Source organism: Paenibacillus sp. ISL-20 (assembly GCF_018613005.1).
Taxonomy (GTDB): Bacteria; Bacillota; Bacilli; order Paenibacillales; family Paenibacillaceae; genus Paenibacillus_AQ.
On sequence record NZ_JAGGRD010000061.1, the window covers coordinates 78,676 to 104,834 of the forward strand.

Annotated in this window: 23 protein-coding genes and 1 pseudogene; 20 read left to right on the forward strand and 4 right to left on the reverse strand. The window is 46.0% G+C overall.

Going from position 1 to position 26,159, the window contains the following annotated elements; genetic code table 11:
• Positions 1-94: 94 nt before the first annotated feature.
• Positions 95-1,312 carry a TraB/GumN family protein gene (locus tag J7E85_RS28580; RefSeq protein WP_215163296.1) on the forward strand — a complete coding sequence of 406 codons (1,218 nt, stop codon included), beginning with the start codon at positions 95-97 and terminating at the stop codon, positions 1,310-1,312.
• A 287-nt stretch (positions 1,313-1,599) separates the two neighbouring features.
• On the opposite strand, the gene J7E85_RS28585 is transcribed toward J7E85_RS28580, so the two are convergent.
• Together J7E85_RS28585 and J7E85_RS28590 are read right to left on the reverse strand one after the other, a co-directional pair.
• Positions 1,600-2,487 carry an O-methyltransferase gene (locus J7E85_RS28585; RefSeq protein ID WP_251036111.1) on the reverse strand — a complete coding sequence of 296 codons (888 nt, stop codon included), beginning with the start codon at positions 2,485-2,487 and terminating at the stop codon, positions 1,600-1,602.
• A gap of 200 nt (positions 2,488-2,687) precedes the next feature.
• Complete coding sequence (locus tag J7E85_RS28590) at positions 2,688-3,149, reverse strand: CarD family transcriptional regulator (protein ID WP_215163297.1); 462 nt, start codon at positions 3,147-3,149, stop codon at positions 2,688-2,690.
• 477 nt (positions 3,150-3,626) lie between these two features.
• Between J7E85_RS28590 and J7E85_RS28595 the strand changes: the two genes are divergently transcribed.
• The 17 genes and pseudogenes from J7E85_RS28595 (at position 3,627) to cydC (ending at position 21,770) form a co-directional block, all read left to right on the forward strand.
• A complete protein-coding gene (locus tag J7E85_RS28595; protein WP_215163298.1) occupies positions 3,627-3,872 on the forward strand; it encodes a hypothetical protein in 246 nt (81 codons plus the stop codon).
• A gap of 90 nt (positions 3,873-3,962) precedes the next feature.
• Positions 3,963-6,500: an excinuclease ABC subunit UvrA gene (gene uvrA, locus J7E85_RS28600; RefSeq protein WP_215163299.1), complete on the forward strand. Its 2,538-nt coding sequence runs from the start codon at positions 3,963-3,965 to the stop codon at positions 6,498-6,500.
• A 5-nt stretch (positions 6,501-6,505) separates the two neighbouring features.
• On the forward strand, positions 6,506-6,823 hold the full coding sequence (locus tag J7E85_RS28605) for a hypothetical protein (RefSeq protein WP_215163300.1): 318 nt from the start codon (positions 6,506-6,508) through the stop codon (positions 6,821-6,823).
• Positions 6,824-7,313: 490 nt separating this feature from the next.
• Positions 7,314-8,360, forward strand: a complete 1,047-nt coding sequence (gene recA, locus J7E85_RS28610; RefSeq protein ID WP_251036117.1) for a recombinase RecA — start codon at positions 7,314-7,316, stop codon at positions 8,358-8,360.
• A 160-nt stretch (positions 8,361-8,520) separates the two neighbouring features.
• Complete coding sequence (locus J7E85_RS28615; RefSeq protein ID WP_215163302.1) at positions 8,521-9,435, forward strand: sigma-70 family RNA polymerase sigma factor; 915 nt, start codon at positions 8,521-8,523, stop codon at positions 9,433-9,435.
• Between the two features lie 31 nt (positions 9,436-9,466).
• Positions 9,467-9,964: a CarD family transcriptional regulator gene (locus J7E85_RS28620; RefSeq protein WP_215163303.1), complete on the forward strand. Its 498-nt coding sequence runs from the start codon at positions 9,467-9,469 to the stop codon at positions 9,962-9,964.
• Positions 9,965-10,047: 83 nt separating this feature from the next.
• Positions 10,048-10,287 (forward strand): hypothetical protein, encoded by a 240-nt coding sequence (locus J7E85_RS28625; protein ID WP_215163304.1) that lies wholly within the window; start codon positions 10,048-10,050, stop codon positions 10,285-10,287.
• Between the two features lie 106 nt (positions 10,288-10,393).
• Positions 10,394-10,590, forward strand: a pseudogene (locus J7E85_RS28630) (TraB/GumN family protein); the annotation flags it as partial.
• A gap of 76 nt (positions 10,591-10,666) precedes the next feature.
• Positions 10,667-10,957, forward strand: coding sequence for a hypothetical protein (locus J7E85_RS28635; protein WP_215163305.1), 291 nt, complete (start codon positions 10,667-10,669; stop codon positions 10,955-10,957).
• Between the two features lie 205 nt (positions 10,958-11,162).
• Positions 11,163-12,020, forward strand: a complete 858-nt coding sequence (locus tag J7E85_RS28640) for a carbohydrate ABC transporter permease (protein ID WP_076326042.1) — start codon at positions 11,163-11,165, stop codon at positions 12,018-12,020.
• A complete protein-coding gene (locus J7E85_RS28645; protein ID WP_098741848.1) occupies positions 12,017-12,901 on the forward strand; it encodes a carbohydrate ABC transporter permease in 885 nt (294 codons plus the stop codon). The genes J7E85_RS28640 and J7E85_RS28645 overlap by 4 nt, the downstream gene beginning before the upstream one ends.
• 54 nt (positions 12,902-12,955) lie before the next feature.
• Positions 12,956-14,341 carry an ABC transporter substrate-binding protein gene (locus J7E85_RS28650; RefSeq protein WP_215163306.1) on the forward strand — a complete coding sequence of 462 codons (1,386 nt, stop codon included), beginning with the start codon at positions 12,956-12,958 and terminating at the stop codon, positions 14,339-14,341.
• A gap of 132 nt (positions 14,342-14,473) precedes the next feature.
• On the forward strand, positions 14,474-15,469 hold the full coding sequence (locus tag J7E85_RS28655) for a LacI family DNA-binding transcriptional regulator (protein ID WP_215163307.1): 996 nt from the start codon (positions 14,474-14,476) through the stop codon (positions 15,467-15,469).
• 312 nt (positions 15,470-15,781) lie between these two features.
• On the forward strand, positions 15,782-17,146 hold the full coding sequence (locus J7E85_RS28660) for a cytochrome ubiquinol oxidase subunit I (protein ID WP_215163308.1): 1,365 nt from the start codon (positions 15,782-15,784) through the stop codon (positions 17,144-17,146).
• Positions 17,143-18,159 carry a cytochrome d ubiquinol oxidase subunit II gene (locus J7E85_RS28665; protein ID WP_215163309.1) on the forward strand — a complete coding sequence of 339 codons (1,017 nt, stop codon included), beginning with the start codon at positions 17,143-17,145 and terminating at the stop codon, positions 18,157-18,159. The genes J7E85_RS28660 and J7E85_RS28665 overlap by 4 nt, the downstream gene beginning before the upstream one ends.
• Positions 18,160-18,228: 69 nt before the next feature.
• Positions 18,229-20,049 (forward strand): thiol reductant ABC exporter subunit CydD, encoded by a 1,821-nt coding sequence (gene cydD, locus J7E85_RS28670; RefSeq protein WP_215163310.1) that lies wholly within the window; start codon positions 18,229-18,231, stop codon positions 20,047-20,049.
• The gene (cydC, locus tag J7E85_RS28675; RefSeq protein WP_215163311.1) at positions 20,046-21,770 is read left to right on the forward strand and encodes a thiol reductant ABC exporter subunit CydC; all 1,725 of its coding nucleotides are present in this window, start codon (positions 20,046-20,048) and stop codon (positions 21,768-21,770) included. The genes cydD and cydC overlap by 4 nt, the downstream gene beginning before the upstream one ends.
• A 117-nt stretch (positions 21,771-21,887) precedes the next feature.
• On the opposite strand, the gene J7E85_RS28680 is transcribed toward cydC, so the two are convergent.
• Entirely contained in the window at positions 21,888-22,655 is a 768-nt protein-coding gene (locus J7E85_RS28680) for a sulfite exporter TauE/SafE family protein (RefSeq protein ID WP_215163312.1), read from the reverse strand.
• Positions 22,655-24,130, reverse strand: coding sequence for a carboxylesterase/lipase family protein (locus J7E85_RS28685; RefSeq protein WP_215163313.1), 1,476 nt, complete (start codon positions 24,128-24,130; stop codon positions 22,655-22,657). The genes J7E85_RS28680 and J7E85_RS28685 overlap by 1 nt, the downstream gene beginning before the upstream one ends.
• 125 nt (positions 24,131-24,255) lie before the next feature.
• Here J7E85_RS28685 and J7E85_RS28690 point away from each other — a divergent pair, with 125 nt between their 5' ends.
• Together J7E85_RS28690 and J7E85_RS28695 are read left to right on the forward strand one after the other, a co-directional pair.
• A complete protein-coding gene (locus tag J7E85_RS28690) occupies positions 24,256-25,164 on the forward strand; it encodes a LysR family transcriptional regulator (protein WP_215163314.1) in 909 nt (302 codons plus the stop codon).
• Between the two features lie 62 nt (positions 25,165-25,226).
• Positions 25,227-26,105, forward strand: coding sequence for an AraC family transcriptional regulator (locus tag J7E85_RS28695; RefSeq protein ID WP_215163315.1), 879 nt, complete (start codon positions 25,227-25,229; stop codon positions 26,103-26,105).
• Positions 26,106-26,159 lie beyond the last annotated feature (54 nt).

The window sequence follows — 26,159 nt, forward strand, 5'->3', positions numbered from 1 at the left end:
TGAGTTGCTGGAGTAAGAAAGCGGAAGACAAAGGGTGTCAAATCGGTATGGCGCAAACTATCAACTCACATTGAAAATAAAGGAGATTACATAAATGAAAAATTGGAAAAGAATGCTATTATCCCTCGCGATTTCGGTTGGTTTGCTCTCTTCGGCAGTACCTGCCATGGCTGCCCCACAACAACAGCCGGCAGTAAAAGTGGATAACCAAGTTGTTCAATATTCACTTGGCACACCGATTATAGATAAGGGCACAACGCTTGTTCCGCTCAGAACAACGCTTCAGGCTCTGGACGTGAAACTGAAGGGTACAGCAGATGACACGATCCATGTCGTTGTGGATGGCAAAACCATTACCCTAAAAGGTAAACTGAAACAAATCAATGGCGTAACCTATGCGCCAATTCGAGTTGTTGGGGACGCTGCCGGTTATAAGGTTAGCTGGGATGCGAAGACTCGCGCCGTTCTGCTGGTTTCCAAGGAAACAGAAACCGCACAAGCTGGCGGCCGCGGCTTCATGTGGGAAGTGGAGAGTAACGGAAACACGGTATATCTGGTAGGCTCCATGCATATTGCAGACGATAGCTTCTACCCGTTGCGTGAGGAGTTTGAAGAAGCTTTTGCGGAAGCAGATTACTTGGGTGTAGAGATCGATATCAGCAAAGCGGCTGACGAGGCACAACAGAAGTTGATTCTGGATCTGGGATCTTACCAGGATGGAACAACGCTGAAGGATCATGTTTCAAGCGAGACGTATACCAAGCTAGGGGATATTCTGAAGAAAAACGGTCTGGAGCCTAATGCGCTGGACGCATTCAAGCCTTGGGTTGCGGAGAGTACACTCGCTAGTCTGAAGTCAGCGACGGCTGGATATGAAGCTTCAGCGGGCGTGGATCTGTATTTCATTCAAAAGGCTATTGAGAGCAAAATCCCGGTTATCGAGTTAGAATCTTACGAGTCTCAACTTGGCATGTTCAACGACTTCTCGAAAGAGCTACAAGAGGAAACTCTAAAAGCGACACTGGATAACTTCGACGTGCTGGATGACAGCGTGAACCAAATGGCTGAGATGTGGAAAACGGGCAGTGATGAACAGTTGCTTGAACTGACAAATAACTTCTCTGATAACGAGGAATACAACAAGGCAATGCTGATTGATCGCAATATCGGTATGGCTGATAAAATTGATGGATACCTGAAGAGCGATGAGAAAGAAGAATACTTTATCGTCGTAGGTGCTGCGCACTACCTTGGCGAGCATGGAATCGTGAAGTTGTTGGAGGATAAAGGATACACAGTAGAACGGAAATGAAGCTCTTATAAGGGTCTCCATATTCAACGATCTGGTATGAGGTGAGAATTTCGGCCTTACTACATTGACTTAATAAAAGCGGAAGCAACGTGAGAAATGGCTGAGATGTAAATCTCGGCCTTTTTGTTTTTACTTAAGCGATTGCTTTTTTAGAGCATTAAGGACGTTTAGTTACGTAAAAATGAATGTCCGATTGAGGGTTAAGAACTGATTATTATTATTACTGCAGTTATTGAGAATAGATTTGGTAAGGGTGGTCTATCAGCATCCTCATTTCAGATCAAATATTAAAGATAGCACAAAATCGATTGTTCTATCCAATACAAAAAGACAGTTGATGGACTGTACTTTTCGTAATTTTTCATTCTACTATACATTTCAATTCCGTCAGAAACATCGTGCCATAAATCCGTAAATACAAAATCATATTCTCCCCGAGACAAATTTACTTCTGCAAACTCAAACGCATCTGATTTTATAATTTTTATTTTATGCCTATTCTTGAATTGTGGAAGTATATATCGACTAAACAATTGAATAACATCTGCATTATTTTCAACAATTGTAATAGTGTCAACCTTACTTTTTTCTGAGACCATATAGGCAAAATATCCAAGTCCCAATCCAAATGTAAGTACTTTACCGAATGCTTTAGCAACAGGTTCTTTCATAGTTTCTATCTCATTTGGTGTTATAGTCATCCAGATTCTCTTATTCTCTAAAATTGCTGGAAATTTAAACTCCGTTTCAAAAAAACCGATTTGTGGGATTTGTCTGCCTTCTTGCGTGGTGATTATGTCATTACAAACAAATCCTTCATAGGGTTTGTATCTTTCATATTTTAGTTCACTATTCCCAATTCTAATAGCGGGTACCTTTATATTTTGAAAATAAGGATTAGTATAATACTCAATTTCATCTAGTTTATGGAATGCCTTAAGGAGATAGTTGTTAAAGAATTCTGAATCATCAGCGTTATCAACAATTTCTAGCCCTAAGGCTGCTGCGATTATTACAGTAAATGCATATTCGCTAGAAACACCATAGTTAACAATCTCATCTACTTCGTCTTTGCTGATGAAGTCAGGTGTAGTATTCAAATAATGACTCAAAAATGAAAATACCTTGATATTGTCTTTTTTTACGTTGTCCTTTATTACTTGGTTATTTTCCATGTTTTCACCGCTGACGTCACACCTTCTTTAAATTTTGAAGATCACTTTTCAATTGTCTATATCAGCTTAACCGAGTTTAACTCAGTTTCTTATCCGTTTTTTTGGAACTTTTTAAATTTTGAAGACTCGTTTCACGAATGAGTGAGTTGAAGTTGCTTTGTTTCCCCCTCAGTCGCAAGTTAATACTTCGTTTCAATTGATTACTTGCTTGGTCGATGGGGATTTTCGCAACATACATAAGTTCGTTTGTTAACCATATTACTCGCTATTTGAAGTGAACTTTTGTCATGGGCAGTAAGCTTAAGCTCATACTTAGATGCGCAAATTAGATCTCGGATTACTTCAGTCAGGTTTAAAAGTTTTCCTGACCTCAATTTCGTATCCAAGAGATTTTTTCTTTCGGATGTCAGAACCGGCAATTTACGAAACTTACTGAAAAAGTGAATATGTGAATGTTCCATTTCTTCTAAGCTAGAGAGAGCACGGACTCCAAGTTGTTTAGCTGATTCCAGAGGAACCAATACGTTCAACGCGAGTTCATTAAAGTAGAGTTTGTAATAATTCTTCGTTTGTCCCTCTAATGAGAGTGCTACTTTTTCTTCTAGTAACCCTACACCGTGCATGGGGTAGAAAAGCAATTCCCCTACCTTTAGCTCATTCATATTGACCCCTCACGTTCAATTAATATCATAAATTTATTATAGCATCCCCCTGTCAACCCCCCCATGTAGAGATGAATTTGTCAATCTGTTTTTAGAGAAAAACGTTGGTGAGCGAAGGGGATTTTAAAAAAAACTTGACTTATGTGCTAACAAAAAGTGTATGCTTACACTATAAAATTTTATGTTAATCGTAAGGTAACGATAGAGTAGATAAGGTAGTTATTCACTTATACCAAGTAAATAGATGGGTTTAATGGTGGTTATGAATTTTACGTTTCTATTGTTATGAAATTTAAAATAGAAAAAGAGTTTGAAAACTCATTCGGATCAAACTAAAGCGGAAGAGCATTATAAAGAAACTGCATATAACAACTATAAATAGAGAATAAAGGAATGATGTTAGTTTACTGTCATATTCCTTAGGCAAATATTTTTTTATATCTGAAGTTAAACAATTAAACAAAGGAGCATGTGTTAATGAATCATTACAAATTTGAAATAAGTACTAATGGATTCCTTTTAAAGGTACATTTTTGTGCAAATGAACAAAGTGGACTTAATTACACTAAAAACTACATTTCAAAATTTCAAAAAGAAGTTGCCAACTTGGAAATCAAAGTGAACATTTATAGAAGAGAACAACAAAATCACCGCTTACAGTACAATCGGAAGCCATATAAGTTCACAAAAACACTAAAAGAGAAGGCAAGAACACTTGTTTAATATTGAGCTATTGAATCTGGATTCAGGATGAGATAAGGAGAATCTTTAAGTTTTGTCTATCCTATTTTGCATTACCAAGGGAGGATTATCATGCAAAAATTTATAAATGTCAGAGGTGCAAGAGAGCATAATTTGAAAAATATTAATGTGGATGTGCCGCGTGATCAAATCGTAGTTTTCACGGGTGTAAGCGGATCAGGGAAATCAAGCCTAGCCTTCGATACTTTGTATGCTGAGGGGCAGAAGAGATACGTCGAGTCTTTGTCAGCCTATGCCCGACAATTTTTAGGACAAGCTACAACTCCTGATGTTGACTCTATTGAAGGACTTTCTCCCGCTGTTGCGATTGAACAGAAAACGACTTCAAGAAATCCGCGCTCCACAGTAGGAACGATGACAGAGATTTATGATTATCTGCGTCTTCTCTGGGCAAGAGCAGGAACACCACATTGTCCGGATTGCAAAGTGGAAATAGGACGTCAATCTGTTGATGAAATCGTCGAGCGGATTTATCAGTTGTCTCAAGGTACTAAATTTGCGGTAATTGCTCCAATCATACGTGGACAAAAAGGAGAACATAGCAACGTATTGGATGAAGCTCGAAAAAATGGTTTTGCACGTGTTCGTATAGACGGAACATTTCACAACTTGTCGGATGAAATACAAATCGATAAAGGAAAAAACCATACAATTGATATCGTTGTAGATAGACTTACTGTCAGAGAAGAGGATACTCAACGTTTGGTAGATTCACTTGAAATCGCACTCTCACTCTCTGGAGATATGGTTATGATCTATGATTATATGAGTATGCAAGAAACATGTTTCTCCCAGAGTTTCAGCTGCTCCATCTGTGGAAAATCACTCCCGGAGTTATCACCACGGTTATTCTCGTTTAATCATCAATTGGGAGCATGCCAGTCATGTCATGGGCTAGGCATTCACCTCCAGACGGGGGATTATGAACATTTATTAAATGTACAGAAAGAAACTGATGACGAGCATTCTGCTCCACCATGTCCAGCCTGTCTGGGGGACCGTTTGTCACCTCAAGCTCTCGCGGTAACAGTTGGTGGACTCAATATCACTGATTTCTGTAAATTATCTGTTAATGATGCTGTTGATATGGTGTCGAACCTGGAACTACCAGGAGCTAAAAAGACAATTGCAATTCCAATTCTCAGCGAAATCCGGGCGAGACTTTTGTTTATGAAAAAGGTGGGATTGACATATCTAACGCTTTCTCGTGTTTCTAGTACACTGTCTGGTGGTGAGAGCCAGCGGATCCGGTTAGCTTCGCAAATTGGTTCAGGATTGACTGGTGTACTTTATGTTCTGGATGAGCCATCTATTGGATTACATCAGCGTGACCATTCTCTCTTGTTAACAGCTCTAAGGGATTTGTGTGATCAGGGAAATTCACTCCTTATTGTGGAACATGACGAAGAAACAATTCGGCAGGCAGATTGGATTATAGACATTGGTCCGGGAGCAGGAAAAAACGGCGGGGAGTTAGTTGCACAAGGCACACTAGAAATGATAATGAACAAACCTGACTCTATAACCGGCCAGTATTTATCCGGCAAAAAACGAATCGAAGTACCTAAAAAAAGGCGACTTGGTAATGGAAACAAATTAGAGATAACTGGAGCAGCAGAAAATAGTTTGAAAGATATTGATGTCTATATACCTTTAGGTACACTTACCTGTGTGACAGGTGTTTCTGGCTCAGGGAAATCAAGTCTAATAAATGACATCTTATACAAGAAATTAGCAGCAGAACTTAACAGAGCTCATACAAAACCAGGAAAGTATAGGGCAATAGAAGGGATAGAGTTTCTTGACAAAGTAATTCATATCGACCAAAGCCCGATTGGGCGTTCCCCGCGATCTAATCCAGCCACTTATACAGGTGTGTTCGATCTGATCCGGTCCCATTTTGTATTAACGACTGAGGCAAAAGTTCGTGGCTACGAAGCGAGAAGATTCTCATTTAATGTCAAAGGGGGGCGGTGTGAAGCCTGTGCTGGAGATGGGGTTATGAGAGTTCAGATGCACTTTCTACCGGATGTGTATGTTCCTTGTGAAGTTTGTAAAGGAAAACGCTATAACCGAGAAACACTAGAAATTTATTATAAGGGCAAAAATATTGCAGATGTATTGGCTATGACAGCAGAAGAAGCCCTAGACTTCTTTGATAACATGCCTAAAATACGGAAAAGAATTGCTGCCATTTGCAAAGTTGGACTAGGTTATGTCGAACTGGGACAAGCGTCTACTACGTTATCCGGTGGTGAAGCCCAGCGGGTCAAACTTGCGACAGAACTCTTGAAGCCAGCCACGGGGAAAACCCTTTATGTGATGGACGAACCAACCACAGGCTTGCATGTAGCGGATGTGCATCAGTTGATAAATATCATGCATGAACTAGTCGATACTGGGAACACAGTTGTGGTCATCGAGCACAGTATGGAAGTGATTAAAAACGCTGATTACATCATTGATTTAGGACCCGATGGTGGGATACATGGAGGAGAGCTTGTTTGCTTTGGTACTCCGGAGGAAGTTTCAAAATGCGAAACAAGTTACACGGGTAAATTTCTAAAAAATGAATTGAAGGGAAACTGAAAGAGATGGATCTGATCAGTCAAAAAGTCGAGCACATTCGTTTCGGTGAAGGGTTTGTTGTTAGCAACACAGACAATCGAATTGATATTGAATTTACAGAACCTATTGGACAAAAAGGGTTTATTTATCCTGATGCTTTCGTACATTACTTGTGGATGCAAGATTCTGACATTCAAGAGTATGTAATCAGTCAGTATTATCAAAACCAAAAGCAGATTGAAGCTGTGAAGCAACGACAAAAAGAGGATCAGGAGTTAGCTGCCGCATCTGCTCGTGAGTTAGTAGCATCGAAGAAAAAGCCCTCCGCTAAAAGAAAGCGATAGAATCTATCATTTTTTATTAGAGTTCCACGAAATGGAGCAATCGAATACATTTAGAACAGTCCATTTAGAAAAGTAATTTACGTTCACAAGTAGCTTGCCGCTGATCAATAAAAGGTGATCAGCGGTTTTATTACCCGTTTTAAGTTATGTGTGAATTAAGGTTCGAAATATGTTCACAATTTACCGATCATATCAGCTTGACATGCATGTGATATAATTAATTGTAACTTGATATTAAACTCTTTGGTTCAGTAGTGAATTGAAAATCTAAAGACCTAGCTATAAATAACTCAAACAACAAATAGATTGTTGGGCTGGTCTGAGATGAAACATCAGGAGATAATACCAAGTGTAAAGATGTGTTTAGTCAATATTAACTATTATTATGACATGTGAAGAGTTAAGAAAGCTTCCCTGTTTGTTAACTAATAAGGAGGAACTTAATTTGGACAGTGAACTAACAGCGACCATAAACCTCGAAAAAAAGAAAATGTTGGAAAAGGCAATGTTGGAGATAGAACGGACCTATGGAAAAGGGGCTATTATGTGTTTAGGAGAACATTCCATTAACAGAACTATCGAAACCATTTCAACAGGTTCCATTGGTCTTGATTTAGCTTTGGGAATAGGTGGTGTTCCGAAAGGCCGAATGATAGAAATATATGGTCCAGAGTCATCGGGTAAAACGACACTAGCTCTTCACGTTATAGCCGAAATTCAAAAAATGGGTGGAACAGGAGCCTATATAGACGCTGAACATGCTTTAGATCCGACGTATGCAAAAGCATTGGGTGTTGACATCGATTCAATGCTTATTTCCCAGCCTGATACAGGAGAGCAAGCCTTAGAAATTACAGAAGCATTAGTAAGATCCGGCTCTGTAGATGTTATTGTCGTGGATTCAGTGGCAGCTCTGGTACCTCGTGCAGAAATTGAAGGTGAGATGGGTGATGTCCATATGGGACTTCAAGCACGTCTTATGAGCCAAGCATTAAGAAAACTGACAGGAACAATCTCTAAAACAAACAGTTTAATCATTTTCATAAACCAGTTGAGAGAGAAAATCGGTGTTATGTTTGGCAGTCCCGAGGTGACTTCAGGGGGGCGAGCATTAAAATTTTTCTCCTCCATACGGCTGGATATTCGCCGAATAGAATCCATAAAAAATGGAACTGAAATTTTAGGAAATCACATACGTGTTAAAGTTGTCAAAAACAAGTTGGCTCCTCCGTTTCGAATAACTGAGTTTGACATTATGTATGGTGAAGGTATTTCAAAGATGGGAGAACTCATCGATCTAGGAATTGAACGCGGAATGGTTCAAAAGTCTGGATCTTGGTTTTTCAGAGGGAAAACAAGACTAGGTCAAGGTAGAGATTCTGCAAAAAAATATTTTATGGAACACCCGGATGAAGCAAGCACATTAGAAAATGAAATTCGAAATTCAGAGCACGGAATTGTTGATGGCAATACAGGGGTAACAATGCAGGAAAATGAAGATTCATTGCGTGATAATGTGACGGATAATTCTGAATGAACAATGAATAACTCAGTACAAGATAGAGAAGCTGTGTGTGAATAATTCTTTTAACAATTTGTTGTCAAACTCAATTCTATGTTTGTCATCATTTTCAAATATATTATTTATCGGGACGGGCTCCTCAGCAAAAAAAGAGTTGTAGGGAGGGAGGAGCCACATGTACAAGACGCCTGTCGAACAGCGTGCAGGAACATCTGAAGAGAAGAGAGCCGTCCATGCACAACAGTTGAAGAAAATAGAGTTTAAAGACTCCATTCGGCAGTACATGGATAATATCGGAACAGTGCCGCTTCTTTCACATGAAGAAGAAAAGAATTTGGCAAGAAAAATCAAGCAAGGGGATGAGGCAGCCAAGATTAAATTTATAGAGGCTAATCTTCGTCTAGTTGTCAATATCGCAAGCAAATATAAGTGGCATGAAATGCCGCTTCTTGACCTGATTCAGGAAGGTAATATAGGTCTTATAAGAGCTGTCGAGAAGTTCGACTCTCAGAAAGGGTTCAAGTTCAGTACTTACGCTACCTGGTGGATCCGTCAAGCAATAGAAAATTCTATCATCCATAAAGGAAGAATTATAAGACTTCCTACACACATGGTGGAGTTGCTAAAGAAGTGGACATGGAGTTCCGAACTTTTTTATGCAGAGTTTGGCCGAGAACCTACTCCGGAGGAACTGGTCCACAAAATGAAAATGCCAATAGATAAAATTCTAAATATAAAAAAAATTGCGGAAAAGCAAGTTATGTCTCTCGATTTGCAGGTTGGGACAGAGAAAGAAATAAGACTAGGGGAATTGCTTGAAGATACTAGTGAGAGTAGGCCGGAGGAACTCGTAGGACAAAAACTTCTAAAGGAAAAGATAGACAATGTTCTTCAGACTTTGAGTAATAGGGAAGAAGCTGTACTTCGGTTACGTTTTGGATTGGACGATGGTGAAGAGCGCACTCTCCAAGAGATCGGAGAATTGTATGGCGTTACTCGGCAACGTATTAACCAGATTTTAATTAAGGCTTTAAGAAAATTGGGTGATTGTTTTTCAGAAGAAAGAATTCAGGATTTTCTTGAAGTATAAGATTCTTTAACCTTAAGGGGGAACGTCATGAATGGAAATTAATAAAGGTGATTTGGTTTTTTATCCATTGCATGGTGTGGGACTTTTGAAGGATAGAGTGACACGTTTGTATGAAGATAAAGAAAAAGTATATTTCAAAGTCTACTTTGAAGAAATTAAAATGGATATCTACATTCCAGAGAATTCTGCAGAACAACAGGGAATACGACCTCTTACTAGCCCTGAGGTGTTAGAAGAATCAAAAAGTCGTTTCTTTGAGAAGTTCTCCAAGTTACCTCTACTTGCATCTGAAAGAAAGAAACTATTAGAGAAAAAACTGAAATCAGGAGATATCTTTAACATAACGGAAATAATTCGAGATTTGGTCTGCGCTCCTCAATATGAACTTAAACTGGGCTCACAAGACAAATCCATTCTTGAAGCAGCATGTAGATTGCTGAAAAACGAATTGAGGTATGCCCTTAACATATCGGATGATAAAGCCTCTGAAAGTTTAAAAAAAAGTATTTTGCTTCTTAAGTACAAGTAGAATAAAAGGTATTAGTTTGAAGAAAAGAGCATGCACCATCTGCCAGTGGATTCGATCTAATTACAATATGAGGAGGAAAACATATGAAACGTGTTCTTTATGCATGTGTTGAGCAAACCATTCATTTTCGGTTGAAAGAGGAAGTTGAGCTTGATGTAGCTGCCAAAGCTGTTCGAGGAGAGTTGGAAGATTTCAAAGCAGGGTTAGAACGAAAACGGAAAAAATACAAAATAATTGAGGAAGTTAATCAGCCAGATGGTTCAATAATTGTAAAGTTAAAAAGACAGTATAATGACTACAATTGCAGCACATATTTAGACTAATAAATACTGGAGTTTAATAAAATTATAGCTAGAGAACGTGTGGATGTGAAGAATATTAGCTTGAAGATGCCAATAAGAAAATGTACCTCGATGGGATAATCGCGTTAGCATGTCGGGTGACGAGGAATATAATAAAGCGATGCTGATCGACCGCAACATCGGCATGGCAGACAAAATCGACGGATATTTGAAAAACGGCAAAAACGAAGAGTATTTCATTGTGGTAGGGTCAGCTCATTATCTGGGTGAGCATGGCATTGTGAAGCTGCTTAAGGATAAGGCTATACTGTCGTTCGGAAGTAAATAGCTACAGGGTTGTGGTCTTCGGGAAACGAAAACCTTCCAATGATCGTTATTTGATCATTGGAAGGTTTTTTAAATGGTTCTTGCAGTTTTTCGCAAATACATTAAAAATAGCATCAGAAGGAAGTATACCCTTGTAACAAATGATAGCAAAGCAAATGCGCCCTTCCATGTATCTTGGATCTTGGAATGGTGGATAATTAATACATCTTCGCTCAGGCTGTTTCCTGGCAGAAATTTCATGATGTTTCAGAGTCTGGATATCGGCTACAAACCGTTCTGTATCAGCCTTTGGCAGACTTCCCGTCAAATGGTTTCAGCAGCGGCAATCAATGCAGCGCTTTCATTTTTCCAAAAAAACAGTTGATAATTGAGAAATCATCCTCTATGATAATGTCATCAGACCGGATATGAAAATTAAAGCACTTTAACTTTTATACATACATCATCCTATGAAACCCTGAAAACAGGGGGAACTTTATATTGAAAGTTAAAGCGTTATAATTTTCAAAATAAAAAGAAAGGTTGGTGTTTCCGTGACCCATCGCGAAAGCCGACGGCAGACGTTATACATGTACCTCTTCATCGCTCCATGGCTTATCGGTTTCCTGGTGTTTGCCTTGTATCCGATTCTGTCATCCCTTTATTACAGTTTCACGGACTATGACATTATCCACCCACCGAAATATGTCGGCCTGGCGAACTACACCGAAATGTTTCAAGATGATCTGTTTTGGAAATCCGTTGTGGTAACGGTGCGGTATACGTTTATAAGCGTACCGATCCAACTGTTGCTGGCACTCGGATTTGCGCTCCTGCTCAATACGAAAATACCGTTCCGCGGATTTTTCCGGACCGCCATGTATTTTCCGAGCATGGTATCCGGCGTGGCGATGTCACTGCTGTGGTACTGGATTTTCAATCCATCGATCGGTCTGTTCAACTACGTTCTGTCCTGGTTCGGCATCAGTGGCCCGTCCTGGCTTATGAGTCCGGATTATGCGCTTTACGCTCTGATGATTATGTCCTTCTGGACAGTAGGTTCAGGCATGATTCTGTTCCTCGCAGGACTCATGAGCGTGCCTGCAAGTCTCGTGGAAGCCGCCAAGCTTGACGGTGCGGGGCGCTTCCGGATTTTTCTGAATGTGACACTCCCCATGATATCACCGGTGCTGTTGTTCCAGCTGATTATGGGTGTCATTGACTCCTTCCAGGTATTTACGCAAGCGTACGTCATGACCCAGGGCGGTCCTAACTACTCGACATGGTTCTATGTTTACAACCTGTACACCAGCGCCTTCAAAGAATACCGGGCTGGATACTCATCCGCTCTCGCGTGGGTTCTGCTGATCGTTGTCATGCTGTTTACAGCACTAATTATGAAATTCTCGAACCGTTATGTTCACTATGAAGGAGGCGGACGCAAATGAGAACCATTCCGACAGCCAGTCCTTCGGCTTCACCTTCTACGAATAAACGCCGGCGCAAAATCGATGTCGTAAGCATTGCCAGCTTTATTGCCTTAGTGGTTACTACCTTTCTCATGCTCCTGCCTTTGTTTTTCATGGTTTCGACCTCGCTGAAATCGAAGAAGGAACTCCTGAAGTTTCCTCCAACCTTTTTACCAGATTCCTGGCAGTGGAGCAACTACAAGGAAATTTTCGAAACGCTAAACTTCGGCCAAATGTACATGAACAGTCTCATTATCGGCACTTTGACCGTGGTCGGCACTCTGTTGTCGTCGGCGCTGGCAGCCTACGGCTTTGCCAGATACCGGGGCAAGGGCAGCAACCTGTGGTTCATGTTGATGCTCAGCACCATGATGCTTCCTTATCCAGCGATTATGATCCCGCAGTTCATTCTTTTTTCCAAGCTGAACTGGATCGATACGTTCTTGCCGCTGATCGTACCTGCATTTTTCGGCTCGGCATACAACATCTTTTTGCTGCGCCAGTTCTTCTCCACGCTGCCGGATGAGTTGTTTGACGCCGGACGCATGGACGGTTGCAGCGAGCTGCGGATGTGGTGGCGGATTGCCTTGCCTCTGTCTGGTCCGGCACTTGCAACCGTTGCCATCTTTGCCTTCATTTACAGCTGGAACGATCTGCTGACACCCGTGCTCTACCTAAGCTCATCGGATAAATTTACGCTTCCGGTCGGTATGTCTTCCTTCACCTCGTCACGGTTTCGCATTCCGCCGTGGCATCTACTCATGGTTGCCTCCGTGCTCGCCATGCTGCCGATTGTCACCTTATTTGCGATAGCCCAGAAACGATTTGTTGAAGGAATTGTACTTACAGGCATCAAGTAAAGACCCCGCCGCAGCGGCGGCAAACAAACTTGAGTATATGGGGGACTGTAGTTCATGAAAAAAAGAAGGATTAAAAAGACCTATGCACTTCTGCTTGCGTTCAGCATGCTCGTCGTATTGGCATTGTCCGGCTGCACCGGTGGCAAATCAGCGGGAGAAGTGGCTCCCGAAGGCAAAGGCGACAGCAGCGGTTCTTCAGGCGAGCAAGTAACCATTACGCATTACACGATGGATTCGGAAGACCGGACTTTTATTGAGAAGCTGGTTCCGGACTTTGAAGCCAAACACCCTAACATCAAGGTCAGAATAGAAAAGGCTCCTTACGAGCAGTTTGATAGCAAGCTGCAAACGCTGATCGCTGGCGGTAAATCGCCTGACGTGACAAGCCACTATGGCTACGGCGGTTTTGCGGAATATTTTAACAAAGATATGCTGCTTGACATGAACGACATTATAGAGGAAGACGGATTTAAAGCATCCGATTACAGCATCCCGGATGACCTCATGGACATCTATACCATCAAAGACCATGTATACGGGATTCCGGTCAATATGTATGTGACCCTCATGCTCTATAACAAAGATATGTTCGATGCTGCCAATGTTCCTTATCCTCCAAGCGATTACGAGGACAAGAGCTGGACGTTTGACAAAATGGTTGAAGAAGCCAAGAAAATGACGCATGTATCCGACGATATCGCTAAAACACAGTATGGCGTCGACTTCACATGGTCCGAACGCGATATGCGCCCGCTGTATTTCGGCGTTGAGCCTTACTCCCAGGATACCTGGACCAACGGCGGCGTGCCTTCGGAGACTCATTTTGATTCTCCTGAAGTGATGGCAACCTACAACAAACTGTTTGACCTGATTTTGAAAGATAAGGTTTCCCCGACGACGGAATGGAGTAAGAGCGTAGCGGGGCAAAATGGCGATGCATTCGTAACCGGCAAGGTTGGCATGACCGTCAGCGGCTCCTGGAGCCTTGCAGGCTCCAATGACTTTCCGTTCGAGGTCGGCGTGGCTGCAGTTCCTGCCGGCGGCAACGACAAGATCCGCAGCGTGCTGTTCGTCGATCCACTCTTTATTCTGAAAGGTTCCAAGCATCCGAAGGAAGCTTTTGAATGGATCAAATATCTGGTCAGCGAAGAAGTTCAGGAAAAATCCATTGACCTGAGCGGCGGCAATCCACCTGTCAATACGAAGGCAGCTGAAGCTTATTACAAGCATTTTGAGGGCATCGATCCGGGAGATGTGAAAAAGGTGTATGAAGGCGCTGTGAAATACGGTTTTGAATCCTATAATCACTTGATCACCAACTACTCGCAAATTAATGATATGTTCATCAATGAAATGCAGCCGATCGATACCGGACACAAAACCGTTGAAGAAGTGATGCCAACGATTCAGAAAAAAGTCATGGAAATTATCAAACGTTAATGCAGACTATGGTACCGCCCCGAAAGGGGCGGTGCATCTGTTAATTTAGCTTCGCGGCCAGGCCTCCGTCCATGTATACTAGTGTTAAGCCAATGTAAACGTACGGAAAATCCGCCGCAAGGAGTATAAACAATGAAGGTTAGTATATTTGACGTAGCAAAAAAATCAGGCCTGTCCGTTGTAACGGTTTCACGTGTCTTAAACGGCGCCGAATCTGTTCGAGAGAAAAACAGACAAAAGGTTCTGGAAGCCATCAAGGAGCTTGATTACCGTCCTAATGCTGCCGCTCGGAGTTTAGCCCGCGGTAAGACAGGGATTGTCGGTTTGATCGTGACCACCCTTCAGGACTCCTTCTTCGACGCTGTGGTCAAGGAGTTGAATGAAGTGCTGGCACTTCACGGTTATTTCCTGGCCATTTCGGTCTCTACGGGCATAGGCTCTGACGAAGCCCATTATCTGATTCAGGAAGACCGCGTGGACGGACTGATTCTGCTCTCGCCAATGGAAGAAGACAACTATATCGTCGAATTGAAACGGCGCAATATCCCTTATGTCCTGATTGACAACCAGAAGCCGGATAATGACGCTTTTTCCGTCACCATAGACAACTACAAAGGCGGTTATACCGCAACGAAGCACCTGCTCGATCTCGGCCATACTTCCATTGCGCATTTAAGCGGGCAGGATATGTTCCGCAGTACGAGGGAACGCCGAAGCGGTTTTCTGCAGGCACTTAAGGAAAAGAGCCTGGCGCCGTTCGAAATGATTACGGGCGATTTCGAAATCGACTTTGGTTATGATATTTGCCGCAAATGGCTGCAGGAAGGGCGACTTCCTTCCGCCGTATTTGCAGGCGATGACAATATCGCGCTCGGGGTCATAAATGCTCTTCTGGAAGAAGGCATCCGGATTCCAGAACAGGTAGCCATTGTCGGCTATGACGATCAGTATATCTCATCCAAGCTGCGCCCCCATTTGACAACGGTCCGGCAGCCTACTGACCGGATTGGGCTTGCCGCAGCGGAAATGCTGCTGAAGCGTATGGATGGTACGATGAAACGCGGGGGCAATGTTCGGATTGACCCTGAACTTATCGTGAGAGAATCTACGGTTATACCTGCAGAATAGTCAGTTGTTTCATTCAAAGAAGAGTGCCTGGTCCCCGTATTTACGGGGACTTTTTCCTTTTATCGAGTGTATGAGTAGATAAGCATGCAGCTTCAAATACCATACATCGGTTAATAGTACAATGACTCGATGGAGTGATTTTTTTGTTTTTCACCGAGTTGTCGGAAAGATACGATTGTTTGTTGAACGAGAGGCTTTCGTGATTCATTTGAGACATTGCTTCGTTATAATAACGTTTAAATATCGGGTATGTACTTATTAGGGTCAATCCCGATCAACGAATGAACAGGGTTTGAAAGGAGGCAGTATCTCGTGGTTATAGATACGGTGCTGTGGAGCAAATGGCTGACAGGGCTAACCTTGGCGTTTCATGTCATTTTTGCCACGGTTGGCGTCGGTGTTCCGTTAATGATTGCCATTGCCGAATTTGTCGGTATACGTAAAAAGGATCCCCATTACATGCTCATGGCCAAAAGATGGACGCGAGGATTCGTTATTTCGGTGGCCGTTGGCGTGGTGACTGGAACGGCGATCTCCTTGCTGCTCGCGCTTGTTTGGCCGAACTTTATGCAAGTGGCGGGGAATGTTATCGCGCTCCCGTTATTTATGGAGGTTTTTGCATTCTTTTTTGAAGCCATTTTCCTGGGGATATATATGTACACGTGGGATCGGTTCCGCAACCCGTATATCCATTGGCTGCTGACGATTCCGATTGTTGCCGGGGCAGGCATGTCCGCTGTTTTTATTACGACGGTGAACGGATTCATGAATCAGCCTGGAGGCTTTGTCATGGAGGCAGGCCACTTTACGGCGGTTAACCCGCTGCAAGCGATGTTGAATACGGCGACGCCTTCAAAAGTATTCCATGTACTAACCTCGGCCTATTTGACGGGAGCTGCCCTGCTGGCGGGAATCGCAGCCTACGTTATTCTGAGAAAAGGGCCCTCGGCATATTACAAGAAAGCATTGAAGCTCATGATGGCGGTTGTTCTGGTGTTCAGCTTGCTGACAACCTTAGCCGGGGATATGTCGGCCAAGTTTTTGGCGGAGCATCAACCGGAGAAGCTGGCCGCTGCAGAATGGCATTTTAAAACGGAAAGCGGTGCGGATTTGATATTACTGGGCTGGCTTAATGCGGAGCAGAAGGTAATGGGAGCCATCCACATTCCGAAAGCACTCAGCTTCCTGGCCTTTGGGGACTTTGATGCCGAGGTAAAGGGGCTGGAGGAGTTTCCGCTTGATGAAAGGCCGCCTCTGCTGGTCCATTATTTGTTTGATTTCATGGCCGGGATCGGTTTTGTTATGTTAGCCGTTGCGGTCCTGTATTTCCTGTTTTTGTTCTGGAAGAGACGCAATGAGCTCAACAAGTGGCTGCTTCGGGCCATTATTTTTAGTGCGCCTCTCGCATTTTTGGGCGTTGAAATGGGCTGGTTCTATGCGGAGCTCGGGCGGCAGCCGTGGATTATCCGCGGATATATGCGCGTAGAGGAGGCGGCTACGACTTCACCGAATGTGAGGATTCTCTTTTTCCTCTTCCTGCTACTGTATATTGTTCTTGGGACCATGTGTGTCTTTGTCCTGAGACGTTTGTTCCGTAACAAACCGGCAGAAGCCGAGCTGGACGAGTTCGTGAAAGAGAAACGCGATCAATCCACGGGAAAGGGTGAGCCGGTATGATCCATTACGAGTTGATAGGCATCTCTGTTCTTTGGCTGTTTTTATACGGCTATTTAATTATAGCTTCCATTGATTACGGCGCCGGTTTTTTTGCCTTCTATGCCCGTCTGACGAAGCAGGACCACCTGATCAATCGATTGATATCCCGTTATTTATCGCCGGTCTGGGAGATTACCAATGTGTTTTTTGTTTTTTTCTTTATCGGCATCGTCGGTTTTTTCCCGGACACAGCCTATTATTATGGCTCTGCGCTGCTTATACCGGGAAGCATCGCCATTATTCTGCTGGCGATCCGCGGCTCCTTTTACGCGTTTGAAAATTACGGCTCCAAAGAAAACATCGTGTATCTGTTTTTATATGGGGCCACAGGTTTGCTCATTCCGGCTTCCTTGTCGGTAGCATTAACGCTTTCCGAAGGCGGTTTTATTGTGGAAAGAGGTGGAGCTGTTTCTCTGGAATATTGGACGCTGATGACGAGCCCGTTGTCGTGGAGCATCGTCGCATTGGCCATCGTATCGGTACTGTTTATAAGCGGGTCGTTCCTGGCCTTCTACGCCTCCCGAGCGGACGATCAGCCGGCGCTAAAGCTGGTGCGGACATATGCCCTGTTCTGGAGTACGCCAACCATTATTGCCGCGCTCACGGCATTTATTTTCCTCAGTCAACATAATGAGCGGCATTTTCAAAACATGATGGATTTATGGTGGCTGCTGGCGCTTTCCGTTGGTTTTTTCATGATAGCCATTTGGCTGCTGTACAAAGGACGCCGCTACGGACTCGCTTTTATTTGTGTCATGCTGCAATTTTTCTGTGCATTTTTTGCATACGGTATCGGGCAATATCCTTATATTCTGGATCCGTACATTACCATTCAAAGCGGAGCCACGCATGAGTCGATGGGTGCTGCGCTTGTGGCGGCCTTTATCGGCGGCCTCTGCCTGCTGATTCCATCCCTTATACTGGTCTTCAGGCTATTCCTGTTTGATGCGGATTATGTAAAAGGCAAAAAATAATAATCGTGCGTGGGTATCACTTCATTTAGGAGTACCTTGCAGTGGTTTGGTATAAAGGAGGGGAGTTACTTGCAGGGGAAAACCAGTCTGCTGTCTCAGCAAATGTCAGCACAAAGGAAACGTATTATTCTCTTGGGGATTATGTCGCTTGCACTCGGTGCAGCCATGACAGGCCAGGCCGCGCTGCTCGCCGAAGCGGTCCAGAGGATTTTTGTGCAGCGGGCTTCCTTTTCGTCGGTTGTTGTCATACTTGGCGCATTGCTGGCTGTGATGGCTGCGCGGACGCTGCTGTCTTATGGAAACGGGATCATTGGCTTGCACATGGCTGCAAGCGCCAAGACGGAGATGCGAGCAGCGGTGCTGCGTAAGCTGGCCCATGCTTCCGTAGCTTCAACGCTTCGTGGACAAACGGGCGGAAAGGTCAGTGTGGCGCTGGATGCGGTGGATGAGGCGGACAGTTATTTCAGCCAGTATATGCCGCGTATGATAGAAGCCGCCATCATTCCCGTCCTGATTCTGGTCATTGTTTTTACTAAGCATATGAATTCCGGCTTGATTATGCTGGTTACCGCCCCCTTTATCCCGATTTTTATGGTGCTTGTGGGGCTGAAAACGAAGAACAAATCGGAGGAGAAATTCGCACAGCTGGCCGAGTTTTCCGGTACGTTTCTCGACTCTCTTCAAGGGCTGGTTTCGCTCAAACTGTTTGGTCGGACGGATCATCAGCAACAGGAAATTGAACGCAGCAGCCTGGGCTATCGGGATGCAACGATGGGCATTTTACGGATTGCGTTTACCAACACCTTCATGCTGGAATCCATCGTTATGCTTAGCATTGGCGTTGTCGCGCTTGAGCTGGCGCTGCAGCTGCTGGTTTTCAAATCGCTTTCCTTCCACACTGCCTTTTTGATCCTGCTGCTGGTGCCCGAGTTTTATAGCCTGCTAAAAAACACGGGAACTGCTTTTCATAGCGGTCGTACCAGCATGGGGGCTGTCCGAAAAGTAGAGGAGATGCTCACGGAAACCAGGGAAGCAGGAGCAGTGACAGATGGGCAAGAGGGCGCCGGGAAAAAGGACAGGACAAACAGGGGTGATCAGATGGATACGGCGGATAAGCCTGAGACAGCCGACTTGGGTTTGATTCGAATGCCGCCATCCATCGAACTGAGGGATGTCCGGTTTCGGTATGCGCCGGATTCGTTCGAGCTTGCAGTCGGCTCCATGTCGTTTGGACCAGGGGAGCAAATCGCCATTGTCGGTAAAAGCGGATCCGGTAAAACCACTTTGCTGCATGTGATTGCCGGGCTGCTTGCGCCGACGTCGGGAGAAGTGCTGGTGAACGGACGTCCGCTTGCGGGGTACGATGAGGCTCACTGGTTTGATCATGTTAGCTACATTACCCAGCATCCGTATATTTTTGCCGGCACGTTTGCCGACAATATTGCGATTGGTGCGGGCAGGGACGCCTCCAGGGGCGAAGTCGTGCAGGCGGCGGAGGCCGCCGGACTAGCTGCGGTTGCAGCCGAGTTGGAACAGGGCTATGACACCTTTGTCGGCGAAGGGGGCCGGGGGTTGTCGGGCGGCGAGAAGCAGAGGCTAGCGCTGGCACGTGCTTTTTTGAAGCGGCCTGCCGTTATTTTGTTTGATGAACCCACCGTCGGATTAGACTTGCACACCGAACGCGTCTTACAGCGGTCCATTGCCGAGCTTGCAAGCAAAGCGACCATGATTACCGTGGCGCACCGCTTGTACACGATACGGCATGCCGACCGGATATTGTTTATGGACAACGGAGTGCTGCTGGACAGTGGGCGCCATGATGAGCTTCTTGCGCGTCTGCCCCAATATGCTGAACTGGTGGATGCCCAGCGGAAAGGGGGACTCGCATGAATGAGCTGGCTATTTTAACCAAGGCGATGATTCAGGAACGGAAGGATATTGCCATCGCCATCATTGGAGGATTCGTTGCCGGCATCGCAGGTGTATGCCTCTTCGCCGCAAGCGGGTATCTGATTTCCCAGACTGTATTTGCCCCGCCGCTCTATACCTTGATTGTGCTGACGTCCCTGGTAAAAATACTTGGTCTGCTGCGGGCGGCAAGCCGCTATGCGGAACGCTTGTATTCCCATCGGGCGACATTCTCTCTGCTCAGCCGTTTGCGTACATCCTTTTTTGCCAAGCTTGTTCCTTTGACGCCAGGGATATTGGGCAAAAAACGGAGCGGAGAACTGCTCGCACGGATCGTCGGGGATGTGGAGAGCTTACAGCATTACTTTCTGCGTGTCGCCTATCCGCCTGTCATTGTTGTCATGGTCTTTCTGGCTACGGTTTTGTTTACTTCCGCCTTTTCATTCTGGATTGCCTGTTTGTTTGTGCTGGGGATGCTGGCAACGGCTTTTGTGGTTCCTGCACTTGTTCTTCTTGGACAGAGAAGGATATATGGCCGCGTTCGCCAAGAGCGAGCGGCGCTTTCCACAGAAGTGACCGAACTGCTTTACGGTTTCCGCGATTTGAAAGTATACGGGCAAATGAACAAGCGCGAGCAGCAGCTGCAGCGTACCTCCGCCGCATTGGCAGCGGAACAGCAAGCGGCAGCCCGGCATTTGCTGCGCGGGCAATCACTGCATGTTTTTGTAACGTATCTGATTTCGTGGGGCGTACTGATTCTTGGCGCCTTTTTGATTATGGACGGCTCGCTTGCCGGCGTGTTTCTCGCCATGCTGGTCATGGCTTCGCTTACGGTGTTTGAAGAAGCTGCGCCAATGGCCACACTGCCCGCTTATAAGCTGGATAGCGAACATGCGGCTAAGCGGCTTGCGGAAACGGTTCTTGCCGCAGATATGCAGCCGCCGCAGCCAAGCGGTGTCCTTTCCGTCGAGAAAGCCGTTTCCATTGAGCTAAGCGGTGTTTCATTTCAATATGAAGATGAATGGCGTCCAGCGCTGAAGGACATTTCCCTCTATCTTCCGCCGGGGTCTAAAACCGCTATTGTTGGTCCGAGTGGATCAGGGAAAACAACCCTCATCGAATTGCTGCTCAAGCTGCGCACACCGACAGACGGCCAGATTCGTTTAAATGATACTTCGATTAAGGAACTGGATGAAGCGAGCATTTGGCAAGCCTCAAGAGTAGTGCTGCAGCACAGTCATTTCTTTCGGGGCACCGTTCGGGACAACCTGCTGTTGAATGAGGAACATCATTCCGATCAGGCGTTGTTGGTTATGCTGGATAAAGTACAGCTGCCGAATAAGTCCCTGGACGATATGGTATATGAAAAAGGGGAGAACTTGTCGGATGGAGAGAAGCAGCGCTTAGCCTTGGCCCGGGCGATGCTCCGAGAAGGACGGTTATGGCTTCTGGACGAACCGACGTCTTCACTGGATTACGTTACGGAGCAGCGTGTTTTTCGGCATCTGTTGGCGCAAGCGGTTAACGACACGCTTCTTCTGATTTGCCATCGTCTGACCGGCTTGGAAGAGATGGACCGGATTCTGGTGATGGACCAAGGCAGAGTCATTGAAGCGGGCACGTATTTAGAGCTGATGGAGCAACAGGGATATTTTTATGAAATGAAACAAATCGAGCTGCAAATGATCGGCGAAGAGGGATAGAACGAGTGTGTTCGACTGGAAATGTTGCGTCAGATGACTGACTGGTATGTTGTGTCGGACGATAAGAACATATTGAATTTGAAAGCCGCATACAATGCGGCTTTATTGTTTTAACCTCTACAGCAATAGAATGGCAGCACCAATCATTGGGGTGAGGACCATGCAGGTTTTCAGCCAGATAACGGGTACCCGCTTCGTAAACTTTGCTCCCACATACGAACCGGACATCGTACCAATCACAACAGCGACGAGCAGTTGAACATCCAGGTACCCGATCGAGAAGTACCCGGCTCCTCCGGCCAGTGCGATTGGTATAATGACCAGCATGGTCGTGCCGGCGGCAAAACGCATCGACATGCCGAGGATCAGCATAAGCCCTAACTGGATGAAAGGGGTGGAGCCGATTCCGAATAGCCCCGATAAGGCGCCAGTGATGAGTCCGATCAGCAGCGCCTGCAGCCAGTATCGGAAGTCATGAATGACGGATGGTACCGAGTCCCCGGAAGCCTTCGACCGACGTGAGACATACAGCATCCTGAACCATAAGGCTAGTCCAGAGGCGAACAGCATACCGGATGTCATGAAGCCCAGCTTATCCTCGGGAATAAGCGAGGACCAGCCCGAGCTGACCCATGCCCCTGCCGCACCGGCCAAGCCGACGACGACCCCCGTCTTCAGTACCATGTTCCCTTCCCGGTAATGGCTGACAGAACCGGAAAGCGACGAGAAGAACATCGCCGCCAGTGCGGTACCCAGTGCCGTATGAATGGGATAACCGAATACGACGGTTAGGATGGATATAATGAAACCTGAGCCGCCTGCACCTACGAAACCGAGAAGGAGTCCGAGCAGCACCATAACGAGGGCAATATCGACCAACTGCATCAGACCATCCTCCAAACCTGATGGGGAACGCCGATCCCAGCCGGAACCGGCAGGTCTTCGCGAACGCAGCAAATCTTGTCCAGAACCATAGTGGCGTGCCCGCTTCCATAGACGGGCCAAGCCGGCAGCGCATGGATATTCGGATCTCCGCTTTGTATAAATGCGACCCACGCTTCCCGCATGGCGCCTGCCAGTGCATAACTCTCAGCTGTTACAGCATATGGATCCTCATTGGTGGGCAATGTGGACATAGGATTGTGGGTTAACGCCGCATGGATGAGACTGCCTTCATAACCGTGTATCGCGCCGAGTGTGCCGCCGCATTGAAGCCGATACATCCACACCGATGTTCCGGACGATGCCACGGCTTCTGCGAGCTGCATCGCTCCAATCGTATATAGGTGCTCGGTTAACGCTTTGTTCCATGCATCACTCGATGACATCGATTGATTATAAAGACCATAAGCATCCCACACGACAGCGGCATTCGCTCCGAAGAATCGTTCGAGTGTCTCGAAGTCCGGTGATTGAAGCACGAGATCATCATGAATGAAGATGGCCGCTTCATCCTCGTTCGTGCCGATCAGCAGCGGCGGCAGACCGATGCTGCCAGTTAGGCTCGCCAGGGGATCTACGGGGATAACATGGCCATCGGATACCGGACCGAACATGTGCAGGCTGTGCGAGGTATCGGAACCGATCGTTGACTGCGCTTCGATGATTTTCTCCGCAGGAAGTTCAAGCAGCTGGTGCGCCTGGGCTTGAGATAATCCCAGCTCTTCTAGCAGCCGGAGAGTCGTGACATTAGCGGTTTGACAATCTCGTATCGACTGCGTCGCGCCGCTCTGGGCAATAGCCCGGTGGAAAAGGCCTCGTATCGTCTTCATCACATAAAGTGCGGCCGTGCATTTGGCCCCGGCAGAATTGCCGATGACGGTTACTCGTGACGGGTCGCCGCCGAAAGCGGTAATATTAAACTGAACCCATTGCAGCGCAGCTGCGATATCGAGCATTCCATTATTGCCCGAGGTTTCATAATCTTTACCCAGCAGTCCTCCCAAATACAAGAAACCTAAAGCACCAAGCCGATAGTTGATCGATACGTAGACGATTCCATTCTCTGCTGCATATCGAGATCCATCGCACTCCGCCCCCATACCCGACACGAACCCGCCGCCATGAATATAGACCATGACAGGCTTCAATTTTTCACTTGCGCCTGATGTCCACACATTTAAGTTTAAGCAATCTTCGGACTGCACAAGCTCCGGCATGCAGCCTTGCGGATTATGCTTCTGCGGTGCGATAGGTCCGAACTGATTGCACTGCCTCACGCCCAGCCAGGAGAGCGGAGGGGCCGGAGGCTTGAATCTTCGCTTACCGATTGGCGGGGCTGCATAAGGGATGCCCCGGAATACATACGTACCTTTTAATTTTACGCCTGCAACTTTTCCTGAAAATGTCTGTACGATCAAGTTGATCGTCTCCTATCCTTACGATTTGAGACTATTATATCTTGTATATTTTATGAACCCTAATATATATTGATTTATATTAATTATAACTTCTAGGTTATGTATGGTAGAAAGTGGGGATCGAAATGGAACTGTTGCAATTAAAGTATTTTCAGACTGCCGCCCGAATGCAGCACATGACGAAAGCAGCCCATAGCCTACATATCTCTCAGCCGGCACTAAGCAAAATGATCGCGTCGCTTGAAGCTGAGCTTGGAACCAAGCTGTTCGAACGGGAGCGTAAAACGATACAGCTGAACGAGCACGGCAAGCTGTTTCTCCATCAAGTGGATATCGCGCTGCAAGCGCTGGAGGATGGAAAGCTGCAGCTGCAGGATGCTAGCGGCAGCGCCCTCGCCGCCATCACGCTTGATGTTCGCGTCTCCTCGCATTTACTGCCGGATCTATTGGCCGATTTCCGCAAAGAATGGCCGAATGCAGAGTTTCAATTGCAGCAGCATGTTTCGTCATTCGAAGGTATGCCGAGCTTCGATCTGTGCCTATCCGATGTCGCAACACCACCAAAAGGAACAGCGTCGGTCTGCTTGCTCGAAGAGGATATCGTGGTTGCCGTTCCCGCCGAGCACCCGCTTGCGGGTCGGAACCATGTCAGCTTGCAGGAGCTCAAGGAAGAGAGCTTCATTACCCTGCCTCCGGGTAAATCGCTGCGTGAAACAACCGATGCTTTTTGCCGCCTTGCCGGATTTACCCCCCGTATCCGATTTGAGAGCGACGATCCCGCCACCGTCCGAGGATTAATTCGAGCCGGTCAGGGAGTTGCCTTTCTGCCAGCCGTTACGTGGGGCGGATCAACCGGACCTGATGTCGTCCAACTGCGGCTCGAAGAAAGCTGGTGCAAACGCTCAATCTCCTTGTCTTGGCCCGAGGACCGATACCTCATGCATACTGCGGTACTGTTCCGGGATTTCATCATTCGATACTTCGAAAGGCTGGCCGAATCGCACCGGCAGGACATCGCTCGAAGAGGATTCTAGCCTGTTCGCCCTTATCCGTGTTGGAATTATTGTGAAATCAAAAGTGAAAAGGAGCGTCTTAAGTGGAAACCAAGCAGCCTCCCAGGCTAACCAATGAAGATTACCAATTGCAGCCCCACGCGCCTGTTCAGGTATTTCACGGCATTCATCCGGGGACGATTCCGCTGCATTGGCATGAATTTTACGAGCTGAGTTATGTGGTTTCCGGAAAAGGGGAGCACAGACTCAACGGTTCCTCGTATCCACTGTCTTCCGGTACCATCTTCTTGCTGACGCCAGCCGATTTTCATGAGCTGGTTTCCGTGGAAGAGGGGCCTCTTGAAATTTATAATGTCATTTTCACCGAGGCTATGATGGATGATAACGTCTACCATTGGTTATTCGGCGGGAAACGTCTGCTGCAAGCACAGCTTGAGGAGAAGCAGCTCCCGGGGGTATTCGCCGACTATGAACGGATGAGGGAGGAAAACGGAGCCTGGCGGGAAGGCAGCGAGATCGTGATCCGGGCTACGCTTCAGCGGCTGTTGGTGGATCTGTATCGTGGCAGCGCCGCAAATCGCATCCAGCCCACGAACGGGACGAGAGATCGGCAGCTCAATTTAAACCTGCAAAAGGCTCTGATCTACATTCATCATCATTTCCGTGAGGATTTGAGATTGGAGGATGCAGCGGGCCAGGCCCAATATTCGGCTACTTATTTCAGCGAGTGTTTCTCGAAATCTGTGGGGCAATCTTTTCAACGTTATCTGCAAAATGTCAGAATGCAATTCGCCGAATCGCTGCTTCAGGCATCCTCGCTGCCTGTTACCGAAATTTGTTACGTCTCCGGCTATAATACATTGGGGCATTTTGAAAGGGTGTTTCGTCAGCGAAAAGGAATGTCCCCCCGACAGTACCGCAACAAGGCAGAGAAAACCGAAGATATGCAGCATTTATCCTAACGAATGCGCAGTATGGCTCTGACCGTCCGGGATATAATGACCACAGTTAACGAA